This window comes from Achromobacter pulmonis, assembly GCF_002885955.2.
In the GTDB taxonomy this organism is placed as follows: Bacteria; Pseudomonadota; Gammaproteobacteria; order Burkholderiales; family Burkholderiaceae_B; genus Achromobacter; species Achromobacter pulmonis_A.
The window spans coordinates 25,563-41,477 of record NZ_POQS01000014.1; the positions used below are offsets into that span (position 1 = coordinate 25,563).

General features: G+C 58.6%; 17 protein-coding genes. 14 read left to right on the forward strand and 3 right to left on the reverse strand.

The features are described 5' to 3' along the window. The coding region (locus tag C1I89_RS31950; protein WP_146196968.1) for an integrase core domain-containing protein at positions 1-365 on the forward strand (365 nt) is incomplete at its 5' end. A 248-nt stretch (positions 366-613) separates the two neighbouring features. Here the strand turns inward: C1I89_RS31950 and C1I89_RS34265 are convergent. Next, positions 614-1,150, reverse strand: coding sequence for a hypothetical protein (locus tag C1I89_RS34265; protein ID WP_146196969.1), 537 nt, complete (start codon positions 1,148-1,150; stop codon positions 614-616). Positions 1,151-1,303: 153 nt separating this feature from the next. Between C1I89_RS34265 and C1I89_RS31955 the strand changes: the two genes are divergently transcribed. The 13 genes from C1I89_RS31955 (at position 1,304) to C1I89_RS32015 (ending at position 12,114) form a co-directional block, all read left to right on the forward strand. Continuing rightward, positions 1,304-2,008, forward strand: coding sequence for a type IV secretion system protein (locus C1I89_RS31955; protein WP_102776196.1), 705 nt, complete (start codon positions 1,304-1,306; stop codon positions 2,006-2,008). 74 nt (positions 2,009-2,082) lie between these two features. Beyond that, positions 2,083-2,970 (forward strand): type IV secretion system protein, encoded by an 888-nt coding sequence (locus tag C1I89_RS31960; protein ID WP_258231571.1) that lies wholly within the window; start codon positions 2,083-2,085, stop codon positions 2,968-2,970. A 76-nt stretch (positions 2,971-3,046) separates the two neighbouring features. Further along, positions 3,047-3,184: a conjugal transfer protein gene (locus C1I89_RS31965; RefSeq protein ID WP_102776198.1), complete on the forward strand. Its 138-nt coding sequence runs from the start codon at positions 3,047-3,049 to the stop codon at positions 3,182-3,184. 3 nt (positions 3,185-3,187) lie between these two features. Continuing rightward, positions 3,188-3,874: a virB8 family protein gene (locus C1I89_RS31970; RefSeq protein WP_102776199.1), complete on the forward strand. Its 687-nt coding sequence runs from the start codon at positions 3,188-3,190 to the stop codon at positions 3,872-3,874. 26 nt (positions 3,875-3,900) lie between these two features. Continuing rightward, a complete protein-coding gene (gene virB9, locus C1I89_RS31975) occupies positions 3,901-4,752 on the forward strand; it encodes a P-type conjugative transfer protein VirB9 (RefSeq protein WP_102776200.1) in 852 nt (283 codons plus the stop codon). A gap of 11 nt (positions 4,753-4,763) precedes the next feature. Next, positions 4,764-5,873 (forward strand): type IV secretion system protein VirB10, encoded by a 1,110-nt coding sequence (virB10, locus tag C1I89_RS31980; protein ID WP_258231572.1) that lies wholly within the window; start codon positions 4,764-4,766, stop codon positions 5,871-5,873. Continuing rightward, positions 5,845-6,870, forward strand: a complete 1,026-nt coding sequence (virB11, locus tag C1I89_RS31985) for a P-type DNA transfer ATPase VirB11 (protein WP_102776202.1) — start codon at positions 5,845-5,847, stop codon at positions 6,868-6,870. Before virB10 ends, virB11 begins: the two co-directional genes overlap by 29 nt. Before the next feature lie 131 nt (positions 6,871-7,001). Next, complete coding sequence (locus tag C1I89_RS31990) at positions 7,002-7,919, forward strand: TrfA (RefSeq protein ID WP_102776203.1); 918 nt, start codon at positions 7,002-7,004, stop codon at positions 7,917-7,919. A gap of 451 nt (positions 7,920-8,370) precedes the next feature. Further along, the gene (locus C1I89_RS31995; protein WP_181391100.1) at positions 8,371-8,829 is read left to right on the forward strand and encodes a hypothetical protein; all 459 of its coding nucleotides are present in this window, start codon (positions 8,371-8,373) and stop codon (positions 8,827-8,829) included. Between the two features lie 24 nt (positions 8,830-8,853). Then, a complete protein-coding gene (locus tag C1I89_RS32000) occupies positions 8,854-9,273 on the forward strand; it encodes a hypothetical protein (RefSeq protein WP_102776204.1) in 420 nt (139 codons plus the stop codon). A gap of 42 nt (positions 9,274-9,315) precedes the next feature. Continuing rightward, the gene (stbB, locus tag C1I89_RS32005; RefSeq protein WP_102776205.1) at positions 9,316-10,023 is read left to right on the forward strand and encodes a StbB family protein; all 708 of its coding nucleotides are present in this window, start codon (positions 9,316-9,318) and stop codon (positions 10,021-10,023) included. 6 nt (positions 10,024-10,029) lie between these two features. Then, positions 10,030-10,464, forward strand: a complete 435-nt coding sequence (locus tag C1I89_RS32010; protein ID WP_102776206.1) for a hypothetical protein — start codon at positions 10,030-10,032, stop codon at positions 10,462-10,464. A 12-nt stretch (positions 10,465-10,476) separates the two neighbouring features. Beyond that, complete coding sequence (locus tag C1I89_RS32015) at positions 10,477-12,114, forward strand: type IV secretion system DNA-binding domain-containing protein (RefSeq protein ID WP_102776207.1); 1,638 nt, start codon at positions 10,477-10,479, stop codon at positions 12,112-12,114. An 84-nt stretch (positions 12,115-12,198) separates the two neighbouring features. Here C1I89_RS32015 and C1I89_RS32020 read toward each other — a convergent pair whose 3' ends face one another. Together C1I89_RS32020 and C1I89_RS32025 are read right to left on the reverse strand one after the other, a co-directional pair. Beyond that, positions 12,199-13,965: a UvrD-helicase domain-containing protein gene (locus C1I89_RS32020; RefSeq protein ID WP_102776227.1), complete on the reverse strand. Its 1,767-nt coding sequence runs from the start codon at positions 13,963-13,965 to the stop codon at positions 12,199-12,201. Between the two features lie 7 nt (positions 13,966-13,972). Beyond that, on the reverse strand, positions 13,973-15,829 hold the full coding sequence (locus tag C1I89_RS32025) for an ATP-dependent nuclease (RefSeq protein ID WP_102776208.1): 1,857 nt from the start codon (positions 15,827-15,829) through the stop codon (positions 13,973-13,975). Between the last annotated feature and the right edge of the window lie 86 nt (positions 15,830-15,915).

Genomic DNA, 15,915 nt, shown 5'->3' on the forward strand with positions numbered 1-15,915 from the left:
GTGTGCCCGGCCATGTCCGTTCCGACAACGGCCCGGAGTTCATCGCCAAGGCTGTACGGGAGTGGATCGTAGCCGTCGGCGCAAAGACAGCGTTCATCGAACCTGGAAGCCCTTGGGAGAACGGCTACTGCGAGAGCTTCAACTCGAAGCTCCGCGACGAACTGCTCGACGGTGAGATCTTCTACAGCCTCGCCGAGGCCAAGATCATCATCGAAGCCTGGCGGCGGTACTACAACACCGAGAGGCCACACTCGTCGCTTGGATACAAGCCACCGGCACCCGAGGCCATCATCTGGCCTGCGCCAGCAAGCGGAGCAGCACCGTCATCTGCCCAGGCAATAGCCCCAAGGCCGATCATGAACTAAGATTGAAACCGGACCACCCTATGGGGTCAGGCCAAGACAATATCCTGGTCGTGGGCGACAGAACACACATTGCCTACAAAGAGGCTGACGATGAAATTGTCTCTGACAACCTAAAGGCTCGCCGTATCACGGAAGCCGAATACCAAGCAGCCATTTCCAAGCGGTGATTTGTACTTGCTTCGACTTCCAGAAGCGGACTGTTAAGCTGGTTGAGCATGGTTACATGATGATGGTGCCGCTGAGTTCCGTTAAAACTCCCTAACCGGCGGCCCCATCCCAGGCGGCCCGTTCGGCCCGTCAGCCTCGCAAATAGCAATTATTCGAGCTGCTAGCTGGATGGCCGTGTCACACCGATATGAGGTAAAGCGATCTTTACTGTCGTTGGCCATGCTGGGTCTTATGACCCATTTGCCGGAGATGTTGCGCGCGATCTGTGGCAGTTCAAACATCGGTATGAGCCATGTGGCGACGAAGTCTGTCAAATCGTCGTTGCACAGGGCGCCAACGAGATAAGCACGCCGCGCTTCATTGAAAGTGGTGTGCCGCACTTCGAAGTGAACTGTGTGTCCGCGTTCTTCTGAGCCGACTCTTCGCAATGTGTTCGTTCGGCACTTCAGTTGGACGGCGGCGGAGTTGCCGGTCTGCTTATCGTAGAAAAGCACGTCGAGGCCATCATCGTCAGCCAGTGGCTGGAATGGTGATAGCCTTCCGTCACTTGCTTTCATCACGGCGTTGATAAGCAAGTTTTCGCCAATTGCTCCAATTTGGGTGGATGTAAGTGCCATTCGGTAATTCTCCTCGTGGCATGCATAGTAACGAAAGAAGGATCGTCACAGACAATCTAAGGCAGCACACGCCATCCACGCCCGTTCTCGACAGAGACCTACACAACGCACGGCGACTTAGCTCGCCACCACTATTACCCCCGGAGTTCTCCCATGACACGCTACAAGCATCTTGCGGCGGGCATTGCCCTGGCCGCTGTTTTCATAAACCCTGCCCGCGCCAGCGGCATCCCTACGGTCGATGCTGCAACCATAGCCCAGTTGCAAGAACAGCTGCTGACCGCCCGCGACCAGCTGAAGAACCTGACGGATCAACTGGCAACAGCCAGGGAGCAGCTTGCCGCCTTCACGCAGTCCAGCGGCTACGGTGTCATTCCCAACGATTACGCCATCCGCGATCAGCTTCGCGCAGCGCTACCCTCCAGCGCCCAGGACCTGCTGAACCGGTCTGGTAGCTCAGGCTTGAACGGGGATGTCTCCCGCATCACAGACAATGTCATGGCCCCGGTGAATTTCGCCGAAGACAGACAGGAGCTGTCAAAACGGTCACTGAACATTGAGGCAACCGCGAAGGCGATGAGTGAACGGGCTTACGACTCGATGACACAGAGGCTGGCCAACGTCGATGCCCTGCAGGATCAGATCAATCAAACGACAAACCCCAAGGAAATTGCTGAACTGCAGGCGCGGATTCAGATTGAGCAAGCGAATATCTCAGCCGAACAGACCCGCATTCAGCTCGCTGCACAGCAACTGGATGCGGAACGACAACTGCTGCAGGCCCGGGCTGAACGTGTCTATGGAGGATGGTTTGGGAACAAGCCAGCGTCAGACTCATCCCCCGGCGCAGCTGAATAGGCTGGCACACTATGGCCAGCCCCACTCCATCCGTCGCGGCACCCACTACGCCAAGCAACATAGCTGAATGGGTCATGACGCAAACCGAAGGCATCCTCAGCGATGCTATCAACGGGCCGATGCAGGCACTGTTCGAAGCACTCATGCCTGTCATCGTGGTGGGCCTGACTCTGCAATTCGTTGTGTATGCGTTTGCACTCATGCACGGTCAAAGCAATATGACTGTCACAGAGTTCTTCCGCAAGGCCATTCTCGTGGCGATTGTGTCTATGATCTTTGGGGCAGGCGGCCTGTATCAGAACGACATTGCCAAAACCATGATCGCACTGCCTGACGATGTCACACAGCTCGCGCTCGGCACGGGCAACGTGGCGGCAGAAGTCGATAAGCTTCAGAACGAGACCAGTGAGGCATCCAATGCCATGCTGGGTTCCAGCGACCGGCCCTGGTACAACTTCATGCCTTCCACCAGGGAAGTGCTGGTCAGCATCCTGGCGACACTATTACGGATCAATGCGGCCGTCGTAGGCAGCATCATCATGGTCATTGTGGTGGTCTGCAAAGTCGGCATGGCACTGGTGGCTGCAGCAGGGCCGATCTTCATCGCCGCGACATTGTTCGAGCCAACAAAACCTCTCTTCAATAACTGGGTTTCACAGGCATTGAACTTTGTCTTCCTCGCCTTGCTTGCGGGCCTGGTCTTCGGCCTTATCCTGCAGCTCAACATCCAGCTGATCCGCATGATAGCTGACCAAATAGAAACAGGGATGGCCGATGTGCTTTCGCTGTTCGGCGCCCAGGTTCTTGTCGGCGCCGCCAGCCTGGTCATCATGATTCTGATTCCCGGCCTTGCCGCCGGGCTCTCCAACGGCTTCGGCGCTCAACTCGGTGTCGGTTCCGCCGCCCGGGGCGCGTTCTCTGTTCTGCGTCTGCGCAGCATGCTGCGACTGCGCGCCAAGTAAGCCTTTTCGCGCCCGCTGCCCAGCGGGGCCATCACACCTTCCCTTCTGCCCACGCGGCAGGACAGGAGCCCATCCCATGCACAAACTCATTGCCGCCCTGGCGCTGGCCGGGCTGCTGGCCGGCTGCGCCTTTCATGCGCCCCAACCTCCACAGCCTGCTGACGGACCGCGTGTGCCTGTGAACGCCAGTGCACCGATTTTCAAAGGAGCCTGAACCGTGTCAGAACCCCTCAAGTCTGAAGACGTTGCAGCCTGGCTGGAACAGTCGCGCGGCCTGGAGCGCGACCACCTGGGCGAACTGGTCACAAGCCGCAAGCGCGCATGGCAAGTTGCCATGGGCGCGGGGCTGATCGCCTTTGCCGCCGTCGCCGCTGTAGCGGTCCTGACGCCCCTGAAACAGCCGCCTGAAATGTATGTAGTGCGCGTGGACAACGCCACCGGCAGCATCGAGCATGTCAGCACTCTGGGCGAACCGATGGAAGACTACGGTCAGCGCATCGCCAAGTATTTTCTGAACACCTATGTGCTGAACTGCGAAGGCTACAGCTGGCAGACCATCCAAGAGCAATTCGACACCTGCGCCCTGCTGTCGTCGCCGCCCATTCAGGTGCAGTACGGCAAACGGTTTGAAGGGCCGGATGCTGTGACTACGCGGCTTGGCACCTTGGGTACGGTAGATGTTCAGGTTCATTCCATTACCCTGGGCGCCAATCAGGCTGCCATTGTCCGCTTCACCAGAACCGAACGTGAAGTCTCCACCGGCAACATCACCAAGACGCGCCATCTGATTGCCACCATGGCCTACCAGTACGCCGACGTTCCCCTGACGGAAGCCGTTGCCCGTCGCAACCCGCTGGGCTTTCAGGTTGTGCGCTACGACCTGGCCGCCGACCTTTCGCGCTGACCCGCCCTGGAGCAGAAGGAATCCCCATGTTTGAACTCTTCCCACGCGGGCGAGCTGTGGCGCTATTGCTGTGCCTGACCCTGCCAGCCAGCGCCTGGGCGCTGGAGACGCCCCGCTCATCACGGCTCGACCATCGGGTGCGCTATGTCAACTATGACCCGGCCAACGTGATTCAGCTGGATGCGGTGATCGGCGTCGCGACCCACATCATGCTGGAACCCGGCGAAACCTATCAGTATCACGTCTTTGGCGACAGCCAGGCTTACGCCTTCACGTACAAGAACCACCATCTGTTCTTCAAGCCCACCGCCGAAGACGCCGACACCAACCTCATTGTCATCACCGACCGGCGGGAATACAGCTTTCGACTGTCCTACAGCCACGACCGCAACGCCCCTGCCCTTTACAAACTGGTGATGCGCTACCCGGAAGTAGAGGCCCGCATGAAGGCACAGGCGGCACAAAAGGCAGCGATTGAGCGCTCGTTGCAAGCATCTGCCGGCACGATGAACTGGCAGGCATACACCCGAAGTGGCAACGCCAGTATTGCCCCCGTTCACGCCTGGGATGATGGCCGCCATACCTGGCTGCAGTTCCCCCCGGAAACCGACATGCCCACGGTGTACCGCGTGACGCCTGACGGCCAGGAAGTCATCACCAACTATCACATGGCCGATGAGCGCACGATGGTGCTGCATCGCACCTCACCACGCTGGCATCTGCGCCTGGGCAACCAGGTACTGGCCATCCATAACGAAGCCTTTGGCCTGACCCCTGTACCTGCCCACACCGGCACAGCCTCCCCCAACGTCCGGCGCGCAGTGAAAGGCGCGGCAGCGCCTGTACCGACGCTGCGGGTTCGGGAGATCACGCCATGAAGGAACAGCCCATGAACGACACCGATCCGCACCGGGACCAGACCACCACGGCCAGCCTGGAGCGCGAAACCCCGAGCCTGGAAACCGCCGGGCGCAGCGCCCCACGCGGCGCACGCGCTTTTCTGTGGCTCACCATTCTGGTGGCCATTGCCGTCGCCATCGGTGTGCTGCTGAAAGCCTGGAGCCGGGAACCGGTGCCTGCCAGCGACAGCAGCCTGGAAGCCGATCAGAGTGGAATTACCAACCGGCTGAAGCCGCCCAGGGTCGAGCGACCAGCGCCACCCAAGCCCTTGCCACCCCCGGCTCCAGCGCCAGTTCCGGCGCCCGCGTATGTACTTCCACCACCAACAGCCGCAGCACCGCCGCCGGTCAATGAAGTCGCACAGCGGAGACTGGCCAGCCCGCTGCAGGCGGGCGGCGCAGAAGGCGGCAGCGCAGTCAGCAGTCCGGCCAGCACCCCAAACGGCCCCTACAGCGACGCCGGCCCGCTGGCCGACAAGCTGCGACCGCTAGAGCTTGCACCCTCTGTCGCCGGTCTGCTCGGGGATCGTAACTTCCTGCTTACGCAAGGCACCATGATCGACTGCACGCTGCAAACCAAACTGGTCAGCACTCAGCCAGGGTTGCTCACCTGCCTGGCCACCCACGATGTCATGAGCGCCAACGGCAAGGTCAAGCTGATTGATGCCGGCACCAAGTTCACTGGCTATCAGTCCGGCGGCATCCAGCAGGGCCAGGCCCGTGCCTTTGTCACCTGGAACCGGCTGGAATCCCCCGCTGGCGTCATCGTGGAACTGGCCTCACCCGGCACCGGCCCCTTGGGCGAAGCCGGGCTGGACGGTCATGTCGATAACCATTTCTGGGAACGCTTCGGCAACGCCATCCTGCTGTCCCTGGTGGGCGACTTCGGCAGCTGGGCATCGAACCAGGGCCAGTCTGGCGACAACAACATCCGCTTCGACAACACTGCCCAGGGCGGGCAGGAAGCCATCGCCAAGATTCTGGAACGATCTCTGGACATACCCCCCACTCTCTATAAAAACCAGGGCGAACGCATCGGCATCATGGTCGCCCGTGATCTGGATTTCAGCCATGTCTACGACCTTGAACTTACCCCTTGAGGTGGTCCCCTTTGATCGCGCCATTTCTGTGCGAACCTTTCTGCGACCCCTCGCCCAGCATCTGCAGGACCCGACAGTCACAGAGATCGCTATCGTGCGCGAAGGCCATCTGTACGCCCGCACAGACGGACACTGGCTGTCGCACGACTGCGAGGAACTGAGTTACCAGCACCTGGAAGCGCTGGCGACGGCCCTTGCAGCCTACAACCACATGGCGCGCAGCCCCATCATGTCGGTGGTTCTGCCTGATGGGGAGCGCGGCCAGATCATTCTTCCACCGGCCTGCATAGACGGCACCATCGCCATCAACATCCGTAAACACGCCACGGAAACTTTCTACCTGAAGCAGCTGGCGTCCGGCGGGGCTTTCAAGGCCACTATGGATGCCACCGCCAAATATGGTGCTGACGGTCTGTCGAAACTCAATCAGCGACTGCTGATACTGAAGAACAGGGGAGACTATTTCGAGTTTCTGGTGGACGCCGTCCGCGAACGCAAGAACATCGTGATTTCGGGAGCAACAGGGTCAGGCAAAACCACTTTCGCCCGATCCCTCATGAATGAAATACCCGTCCATGAACGCCTTATCACCATTGAAGACGTTCATGAACTGATCCTGCCTTGGCATGAGAACCGCGTCCACATGATGTACGGCGGCACACGAGGCCGCGTGTCGGCCACCGACTGCCTGGCGGCCTGCATGCGTCTGTCGCCCGACCGGATTTCTCTGGCCGAGCTGCGCGGCCCGGAAACCTGGGATTACCTAGCGGCCCTGAACACCGGCCACCCAGGTTCTGTGACAACCACGCATGCCAACAGCGCAATCGACGCCTTCGACCGGCTGGCCATCCTTATTAAGCAGTCGTCCACCGGCGGCAATCTGGACTTGCCCACGATTCAGACCTTCCTGCAGCAGACCGTGGACATTGTTGTGCATGTCGAGAAATTCCGTGTGCAAGAAATCTGGTTTGAACCCCAGCGCCACGTCGTCGCCTGAGTTCCTGCAGCAACGCCACTTCCAACCATTAGATCCGGCAACAGGCCGGGTCACAACCTATCCCCGAACCCGTGTGAGGCGCTGCACACATTCCAGGCGCACCTTGCATGGGTTCGCCCGGAGCAACATCAATGACCACCCCCACCCGCACGCCTTTTCACAAGGATGCCAACCTGCAGCGGCTGTCAGCCGCCATGCAGCGCGCCATGCAGAAAGCCTCACAGGCCATGACGGACGCCGCTGAGAAACAGGCCACCACCCCGGCACCCTTCATGCTGCCCGGCATGAACGAGACCGTCCGGGCCATTCCCAACTACATTGCCCGTAGCGCCATCTTTGCCCCGGTACGCCGGGGTTGGCGTCCTCTCCACGATGAAACCGTATTCCTGGAGGGCAGCCACATCCTGCTGAAAGGGTCGGGCAAGCAACTGAGTGAAGACCATGCCGACATCTGGATGCACGCCATGTATCTGCAAACCACGGCCTTGCTAGGAGAAGCGCCGGTCATCAACCGTGCCGACTTCCTGCGGGGCATGGGCCGGCCTACAGGGGGCAGCGCGTACGAATGGCTGCATGAAGGCATGAAAGACCTCGCCCGATTCACCTTGTGCATCGAGGCGCGCCGAAAAGACGGCTCTGTGAAATACAGCTATGGCCGCCACCCATCCACCCGCGTCATTGCCATGATCGGTGGCTTTGATTACCACGAAGCCAGCGGCAGCTACACCCTGTATGCCGACCCGCGCTGGGCGCAAATTTTCGGCAACCGGGAATATGCCTTGGTGGACTGGGCTAAGCGCCTGCAGATGCGTCATGACCTCTCCAAAAGTCTGCAGCGGCTGATTGGCACCTCTGCCGACATCCAGCAAAAATACAGCCTAGACATCCTCAAGCAACGCGCCCAATACACCGGGCGCATGCGGGATTTCCGGGTCACGCTGGAGCGCAGCCTGGACGAACTGGAAGCCCTGAAGGTGATCGCAGAACCCCGGATTGAAGCCGCGATTCGGGGCCATGAACAGGCAGTCTGGACGCGCCTGGAACGCTAGTTTTTTATCGTCATAGCATCGCGCCTTATGCCCGGAAGCTGCCACTCCAGGCACGATTTTCAGCCTGTGGGTAAGTGGCTTTTGGCGCCGTCATAGCATCGCGGCAGGGTCGTCATAAGATCGCGGTCTTTCGTCAGAACATCGCGCTTTGTCGTCACAGCATCGCGCATGATTTTTAGAAATCCGCATGAATAATGGCTTTCCAGCCATCGCAGCGCCTTCTACCTTATCTCTACCTTACTTCTACCAAACCGGCCTGTGAACAAGTCACGCCGTCAGCCAGCCTGACACGCCGTACTTTGCCTGTTCACGTCAGGCCATCTTGCATTGCCACGCTGCACAGCCGCATAGCGGCTGTCGGTCAGCAACGAAGCCAGCACCCGCCCACCCGGGACACCCCTTCTTTTCACCTCAAGCTCTGCCTATCAAGTCACAGGGCAAAGGAGACCCCATGCACTCGAACATCGACACCCGCATGCTCAACATCGCACAGGAAGCCGCCCTCCATGACATCGGCACCATGAGCCTGGGCGAAGCGCTAACTGCGGCGCTCATTCTGAATCGCTGGGACTGGCTGCGCGAACGCGGCTACAGCATCGCTGAAGCCCTGGAGCGCATCGGCCCGGAGTGGACCGCCCGCCTGCGCGAAGTCGAAAGACAGTTCTACGACGAAGTCACCCAGACCCGGCTGCGCTTTAATTTCGAGATTCTTCCCCACCCAGCCGACACGGGCTGCTTCACCCTGCGCCTGTTGGAAAACGGCCAGGAAGTCGGCGGCGGTCAATTCTCTACCCACGGCCAAACTGCCCTGTTCACAGACGAACAATCCGCCTACGACGAAGCACTGGCCACGGGCCGCTCGTGGCTGGTCGCCAAACAGGCTGCCGCCTTTCCTGAACTGTCGCGATAAGCGGCACCCATCCCCTGGAATCCAATGACTGAACCCGCTCCCGTCGCACGCTACCGGGCCGCGCTCGCTGAGCTGGACCCCCGCATCAGCATCGCCGCCCAGCTGCGTGCGCTCTTTCCTCTGATCGAAGCTGAGCTCGCCGCCGGCGTTCCCCATGCTGCCGTACTGGATGATCTGGCCGCAGCGGGCTTGTCGGTCCAGTACAGCACCTACGCCATCACTCTGTACCGCTGGCGCAAAGCCCTGCGGTCTGCTGCAGCAAAACCTGCAGCGCAGCCACAACCACACGCTGTGCCCACCACGGCACCCAAAACGCCAGCCGCAACCGACTCAGCCCTTGATGCTATCCAGGGCCGGCCACGCAACATCCAGACACCCGGCGACCTGCGCAAGATTCGCGACATGCGTATCGACCTGGAAGCCCTGCGCCGTGAAGGCAAGTAACCCCCCCCTCTTCCACTGACAACACCCCACAAGGAATAAACCATGAAAGTCGCCGTTCTCAACTACACCGGCTCCGTTGGCAAGACAGTTGTTGCCTCCCACCTGCTCGCGCCCCGCATGAACGGGGCGCAGATTTTTGCGGTGGAATCCACCAACGAAACCGGCGCCGACCTGGGCCTGAACGTGGATCAGCTGCGCGGTGATCACTTTGGCCGCCTGTTCCGCGAACTGCTCACCCGGGATGACGCGATTGTCGATGTCGGAGCCAGCAACATCGAGGACTTCCTGACCCACATGATGCGCTACGAAGGCGCGCACGAAGAAATGAGCTACTTCGTGCTGCCGGTCATCAACACCGGCAAAGCACAGCGCGAAACCATCAAAACCGTGGCCGCGCTGGCTGCGTTGGGTGTGGACTCGGACCGGGTACGGATTCTTTTCAACCGGGTCGATAGCAGCGTGGAAGAAGAGTTTCCTTCCATCCTGGCCTATGCCACCAAGTCGGGCGAAGTGCAGGCCAACCCCCAGGCCGCCGTCTACGAAAACGAAGTCTTCGAGCTGCTGGCCGACCAGCGCACCACCATTGCCGATGTGCTGGCCGACCAGACCGACTACCGCGCCCTGCTGCGTAGCGCCGATCCGGAAGACCACGCCCGCATCTCGCACCTGAGTAACCGCCACGCCCTGCACGCCCTGGCCAAGCCTGTGGACAGGCAGATGAATGCAGCCTTCGCTGCCCTGTTTTCATGATCTGTCATGGACGCCCACACCCCGCCCAGCGGCCCCCGTTCAAAACTGGATTTGCTGTATCACGAAGTCCTAGGCGAAGTCGCCGGCCTGGTGGACAGGCTGGAAGCCGTTACCCGTACCCTGGATACCGCCCAGCAGCAGATGCAGTCCATAAGCGAAACCCAGCAGATGCTGCCCCAACAACTCAGCCGACACCTGAGCGCCACCCTGGAAACAGCCGCCAAGCCAGTAAACCAGCAGCTTCAGCAGGCCATACAGGCCATGCTGAACGATACCGGCACCCAGCTGGACCAGCTGAGCCAGGAATCCGCGCAATACGCCCGCATTGCCCACCAATCAGCGCGCCGCATGGCCATCATCGCCCTGGCGGTGGGCGGCGGCGCCGGCGTGCTGGGTGGACTACTGGCCGGGCTTGCCCTCGGCCAGCAGCTGCTCTCTTGAGGTTCCTTGTCCATGTCCACCCTGATCTCACCCATCACCCGGCGGCGGATCGCCGCCTTTTCCCTGGCAATTTTCCCCACAGCAGCCTGGATGACTGCAGCCACCTGGGCCAGCCAGATGCACTGGCGCGACTGGAACGCTCGCACCTTCCGTCATTTCGTGATGCTCACACCGCAGTACCCTCTGCTGTACGGTGCGCTGGGTGTCGGTCTGGTTCTTTCCCTGGTGCTGATACTTTTCATAGGACGCACGGCCAGGACGGAAGGCTTTGAAGGCGCCGCCTACAAACGCTTTGTGCGCGGCACCCGCACCACCAGTGCCAAAAACCTGGCACGCCAGTGTGAAGAACGCGGCAAAATGCAGATAGACGTGGGGGGCATTCCGATGCCAACCGCCAATGAAAACCTGCACCTGCTCATCAGCGGCGCCACCGGCTCGGGCAAATCGGTGTTGCTGCGGAACATGGCGGTATCGGTGCTCAAGCGCTCACAGCATGACATGGCCAGGCACCTAACCGGCCAAACGCCTGCACGCAATGACCGCATGATTGTCATTGACCCCAATGGCGATCTGCTCAGCAAATTCTGGCAGCCCAACGATGTCATCCTGAATCCCTATGATGCCCGCAGCCAGGGCTGGTCATTCTTCAACGAAGTGCGCGCCGATTACGACTGGAAGCGGCTGGCCCGCTCCATGGTTCCCATGAGCCAGGACCGAAACGCAGAAGAGTGGAACGATTTCGGTCGCCTGCTGCTGCGCGAAACCGCCAAGAAGCTCTATGAGCTGCAGGGCGAAGAAGCCAGCATCATGGACCTGTTCCGGCTTTGCACGATCGAAGACCCCAAGGTGCTGAAGCAGTTCCTGGAAGGCACCCTCGCCGAATCCCTGTTTGTCGGTTCCAGCGAAGCCAGCAAGGCGCTGTCCTCTGCCCGCTTCGTCTTGTCGAACAAGCTGTCGGAGCATACCGGCATGAAGCCGGGTAAGTTCTCCATCCGAGACTGGCTGGAAAAACCAGACGGCGGCAACCTGTATATCAATTGGCGCGAAGACATGATGAGTTCCATGAAACCCCTGGTTTCTTCCTGGGCCGACGTGTTCATCACTTCCATCCTGTCCATGCCCGAAAGCGCCCACCGACGCTGGTGGCTCTTCATTGACGAACTGGCCAGCCTGGACGCCCTGCCCTCTCTGGAAGCCGGTTTGACGAAGGGCCGCAAGAACGGCCTGCGTATCGTGGCCGGCCTGCAAAGCACGTCACAACTGGAACACATCTACGGGCGCACGATGGCCACCACCATCCGGGCCAGCTTCCGCAACCTGGCCGTGCTCGGCGGCTCCCGCACCGACCCGCAGACGGCCAAGGACATGAGCGAAAGTCTGGGCAAGCATGAAGTGGAACGGCCCAAGTTCAGCATCAGCCGCAGTGCGGACAACCGCAATACGTCGGACAACATGGAACGGGTGACGGAGGAGGTGGTAACGGCGGCGCAGATACAGGCGCTGCCTGCGCTGGGCGGGTATGTGGCGTTGGCGGGGGATTACCCGATTGCCCGGGTGGAGTTGCCGTTCAGGCAGTTTGGAGTGGCGGAAGTGGCATTTCAGGAGTCGGAGAAAGTGCTGAAAGTTGCTGCATCCACAACCGCACTTTGATAACAAACTGGGGACAGGAAAGTACAATTTAATCAACTAAAATAAGCTCATCCAACAGAATTGATGGATTTCTTCAACAACAACTCAGGTGAATTTGTGCCCGTTCAAAAGAGGACATGCAGGCCAAATCGGGTCTAAAACCACCAGATGATCTCGCGCACGACTGACACCGACCCGTAATATCTTGCGACTAGTAGAAAATGGCGCAACGTCATCCCGCCAGATGAAGCTAGACTCCGGCTTGAGCCCCGAAAATCGGGCTTGGCGCACGAGGATGACACCGTCGAACTGCTTGCCCTTGGCCTTATGTACGTTCATCACATGCCAACCCTCCAACCCATGAGTGGCATCAAGCAACTGGTCTTGTGCGAGGGCCAAATCCAACACATCTCGGGCTTTTGTATACGCTGCTTCGCGAAGCCATTCATCTGCAAGTCCAGCCGAAATGCGATCACCACGCTGAAAAGCAATTAAATAATCGAGTTGCTGCACCACACGCAACAGGTCTTTGTGACCTGTGTTCTTCAGCGCTCGTTTAACAGTCAGCCAATCAGCCACAGGGTCGCCTGTCAATCCCTGCTCCTGAAGCATAGTGAGCACGCTCCGCAGAGCACCTATGATTGTGGCCCTGGATACCTTGCCAGCTCGCAGGTCAACGCTCTGCCTGCGCATCGTAGTCACATCAACCTTACCAGTGCCCGTAGCCTTTCTGGCATCCGCAATCAATTCCATACAAGTTGCCACGTTTGCATCCCGCTCAGTTTCCTTTTTGGGTTCCAGCAAGAAGGCAACCATGCGCGCGCTCAGTAGCGCCTCCGCTTCGTTGAAATGCAGTTTGTGCGCGACTGCCTTGCCCTTATTAGCATCACCAATCGCGCTCAGAGCCTTAGACGCGTTCAACGCGTTGCCACTTGTATCTGTTAACACAGCGATGGTCTTGGGTGCTTCCTTCCCTTGGGCAGTCGCTGCATCGAATATGGCTTTAATACCGCGCCGCAGCAACACGTTCCAATTCACGCCCTTGGGGTTGTAGGTGATCACCTGCACTCCTTTGTACGGAGCGCCACGCGGGCGATTAGTAAGAATATCGTTGGCAAAAGCAAGGATCTCACTATCCGGACTGCGTCCGTTGTCTGAGCCAAGGTCCACTTCAACGGGCTTCAGTGCTTTGCGAATATCGTCCACTCGGCCAGGGCCGACTCCAGGAAGGAAATCAAAAATTTGCTGGTCGAGATCGGCGAGACACAACACCTGTGAATGCCGCGCGAGCAGTTCCACGCATCGCCAAGCATCTGTACCAGTGTCCTGCGCCTCATCGACGATAATCAAAGGGTGGGTCGCGCCAATCAAGGAGGGCAGATACTTACAACGATCCAGCAGCACTGCAACATTCGTCGCAAAGAGATCAAACGCGACACGCCCTTTCTCCCAGAATAGCTTGTCACGGGCCTGCAGCCAATCAGCCCACCCAGCATCTTCTTCCCTAATGCCGTCCCGCAACACTGCTTCATCGTGCGGCAATAGGATTGACAACTTACGTGGGGCTCCAAGCAGGTAGCCGTGCGGCTTGAGCAATCGCCAGAAGAATGCATGGAACGTTTCCACAGACACGAGCGCGAGGTCTTGTTTTGCCACTTCCATCTTGGCGGCATCCAACACCCGCGCGACAGCTGCACGCGAGAAGCTTAGAAACAGCACTTTCTGACCCGAGGCTAACCCTTGTCTAATGCGCGCGACCGCCTTACGCAAAGCCACAGTCGTCTTGCCGCTACCAGGGCCACCAAGCACGAGCGCATGACTTTCGCAGGCCACAATAGCTGCACGCTTAGGACAGTTTGGATCAATAGGCATACTAGACTCAATGGCCTTCGCCATATCCCGGAGCAGACTGCACTGGGGCTACGCCTTCCTCGCCTCCGTCATTGTCGCCTCCCTCATCAGCACCGATTTCAGGAGGCTTCGGAAGTGCTGAATACACGTCACGCAGAAATCCCATCGCGGTAGGTGGCAGATCTTTGTAATCGCAGGATTCAAACAAATTTGCTGCCCACCCCACTCCTTTTCCTTGACGCAATGCGACGGCTGCCAGCTTACGAACATCCGCCTCCGTTGGCTGTTCTGCCGGAATCCCCATCTCCGTGACTTCACCTGACTCACGCAGGCCAAAAAGAAAAGACCAAAGAGTAGCAACGGACATTTCCTGGGCGACGAGATCCTCAAAACCCTTATATTTGTGCTCAAGATTCACGTCATAAGCCGCCTTCAACGCCTCGGCGGCTTTCTCAGATCGCTTAACCACGTCGTAAAAGCCAAATGTTTTCAGGCCTAGCGTCTTAAAAAATTTGCCAAATTTTGACATATTCGACTCGCCATCGGCATAGAAGAAGGTAGCACCGAGTACGTCAAGTGAGTGCCCGCCCGTCACATCGGGTTCCTCTAGCTCCATGCGTGCAGCGGCAACGGGAAGCGCATGGAACTCGGTGAGCCCCTCAACCACCACTGCTGCCTTGCCCAGCATGCATTCACACAAGCCCCAACGTGCAAACCGTTTAAACTCCTTATCGCTCAGGCCTGAAGCGTCAGAGACCTTCTGAGAAGTAACTACGCCAGCATCGCGCGACAGGAGCATTGTTTGGGACGGATCAAAACGCTCGATAACGAAGGGCGAATGCGAGGTAACGAATGCTTGCGTGGTTTTGGTGAGCAAGTATTGGGCTATACGCCGCTGCGTGGGCGGTGGAACTGCAATCTCCGGCTCCTCCATCGCAAATATGACGTTTTCTGGTTTGAGGTCGGCGATAAAGGAAAGTAGCGCTAGCACCAGGGTGTTAAGCGTACCTGTGCCAGCATGGGCGAAAGGCACGCGATCCTGATCGGGCGACAGCTGCAGAAAAAACGCCATTGTCTTCCGCAGGTGATCCCGCGTTAGCTCAGACACATGCAAGCTTGTCGCATTTCCTGGTGCCTCAAGCGCGATGTAGCGGCTCAGCCGCTTTTCGATATCGCGCAGGACTGGGGCGATTTCCGGCGCGTCGGCTTCCACATCCATCGCCCGCAATTTCGCGATAGTCTTTTCCCACAGCGCAGTGCGAATACCTTTAGTACGCAAGATGATGTCGAGTAGGCTACCTCGCTCCAGACTAAGTGCTCGGGAACCTGTACGAAGTGCGCGAAGATATAGGAACCCGAACTCGCGTTTGAGGGGCCGCGGGACTATCTTTTTCTCCTCATCCTCTGCAGCATCTGGGCTGTGCGCGAAGTAGGTTTTGGCTATGAATTCGTCTTCTTCTTCGTCATATCGTCCAATAGTCTCCAGGCGCAAACAAGGTACGGAGACTGGCTCCTGCACTAAGTCAGCTTCCCCCTCCGCAACTAGCCGACGCTCATCGGTATGCCAGAATTCCAGATGACCACCGCACTTTGCTAAAACTGATGCACTGAGGTCAACCAGAACCACCTCAATCCGCAATGGGATTGCAGTACCAAGCTCACCTTCAACGGTCGGGGCGATCCAGTAACGAGCGTTATGAAAGTCAAACTCGTCAATTGGTGGCATACGATTTAGACGGTCTGGGCTAAGCACCAGATCCAGTGCTTCACACAAAGTGCTCTTTCCGACGTTGTTAGTACCAACGAACAAGGTGTGGCCATCTAAGAGCAGTTCGGAGCTCTTGATGCCACGAAAATTCGATATGGTCAGCCTCACAACCTTCATGCACTCCCCCTTCGGGCGACTAGGCTCAGGGATCGGCCAAATCGTTTTGTTTCATTTTGACATATTTCCTATATCAGCAACAAGAG

Excerpts from the sequence above, each read along its gene's own strand:
- C1I89_RS32010 (WP_102776206.1), top strand. The coding sequence starts at position 10,030 with ATGGACGCCCACACCCCGCCCAGCGGCCCCCGTTCAAAACTGGATTTG.
- C1I89_RS34265 (WP_146196969.1), bottom strand. The coding sequence starts at position 1,150 with ATGGCACTTACATCCACCCAAATTGGAGCAATTGGCGAAAACTTGCTT.
- virB11 (WP_102776202.1), top strand. The coding sequence starts at position 5,845 with ATGTCTACGACCTTGAACTTACCCCTTGAGGTGGTCCCCTTTGATCGC.
- virB9 (WP_102776200.1), top strand. The coding sequence starts at position 3,901 with ATGTTTGAACTCTTCCCACGCGGGCGAGCTGTGGCGCTATTGCTGTGC.
- C1I89_RS31995 (WP_181391100.1), top strand. The coding sequence starts at position 8,371 with ATGCACTCGAACATCGACACCCGCATGCTCAACATCGCACAGGAAGCC.
- C1I89_RS32015 (WP_102776207.1), top strand. The coding sequence starts at position 10,477 with ATGTCCACCCTGATCTCACCCATCACCCGGCGGCGGATCGCCGCCTTT.
- virB10 (WP_258231572.1), top strand. The coding sequence starts at position 4,764 with ATGAACGACACCGATCCGCACCGGGACCAGACCACCACGGCCAGCCTG.
- C1I89_RS31990 (WP_102776203.1), top strand. The coding sequence starts at position 7,002 with ATGACCACCCCCACCCGCACGCCTTTTCACAAGGATGCCAACCTGCAG.
- C1I89_RS32020 (WP_102776227.1), bottom strand. The coding sequence starts at position 13,965 with ATGCCTATTGATCCAAACTGTCCTAAGCGTGCAGCTATTGTGGCCTGC.
- stbB (WP_102776205.1), top strand. The coding sequence starts at position 9,316 with ATGAAAGTCGCCGTTCTCAACTACACCGGCTCCGTTGGCAAGACAGTT.
- C1I89_RS31955 (WP_102776196.1), top strand. The coding sequence starts at position 1,304 with ATGACACGCTACAAGCATCTTGCGGCGGGCATTGCCCTGGCCGCTGTT.
- C1I89_RS31960 (WP_258231571.1), top strand. The coding sequence starts at position 2,083 with ATGACGCAAACCGAAGGCATCCTCAGCGATGCTATCAACGGGCCGATG.
- C1I89_RS31965 (WP_102776198.1), top strand. The coding sequence starts at position 3,047 with ATGCACAAACTCATTGCCGCCCTGGCGCTGGCCGGGCTGCTGGCCGGC.
- C1I89_RS32000 (WP_102776204.1), top strand. The coding sequence starts at position 8,854 with ATGACTGAACCCGCTCCCGTCGCACGCTACCGGGCCGCGCTCGCTGAG.
- C1I89_RS32025 (WP_102776208.1), bottom strand. The coding sequence starts at position 15,829 with ATGAAGGTTGTGAGGCTGACCATATCGAATTTTCGTGGCATCAAGAGC.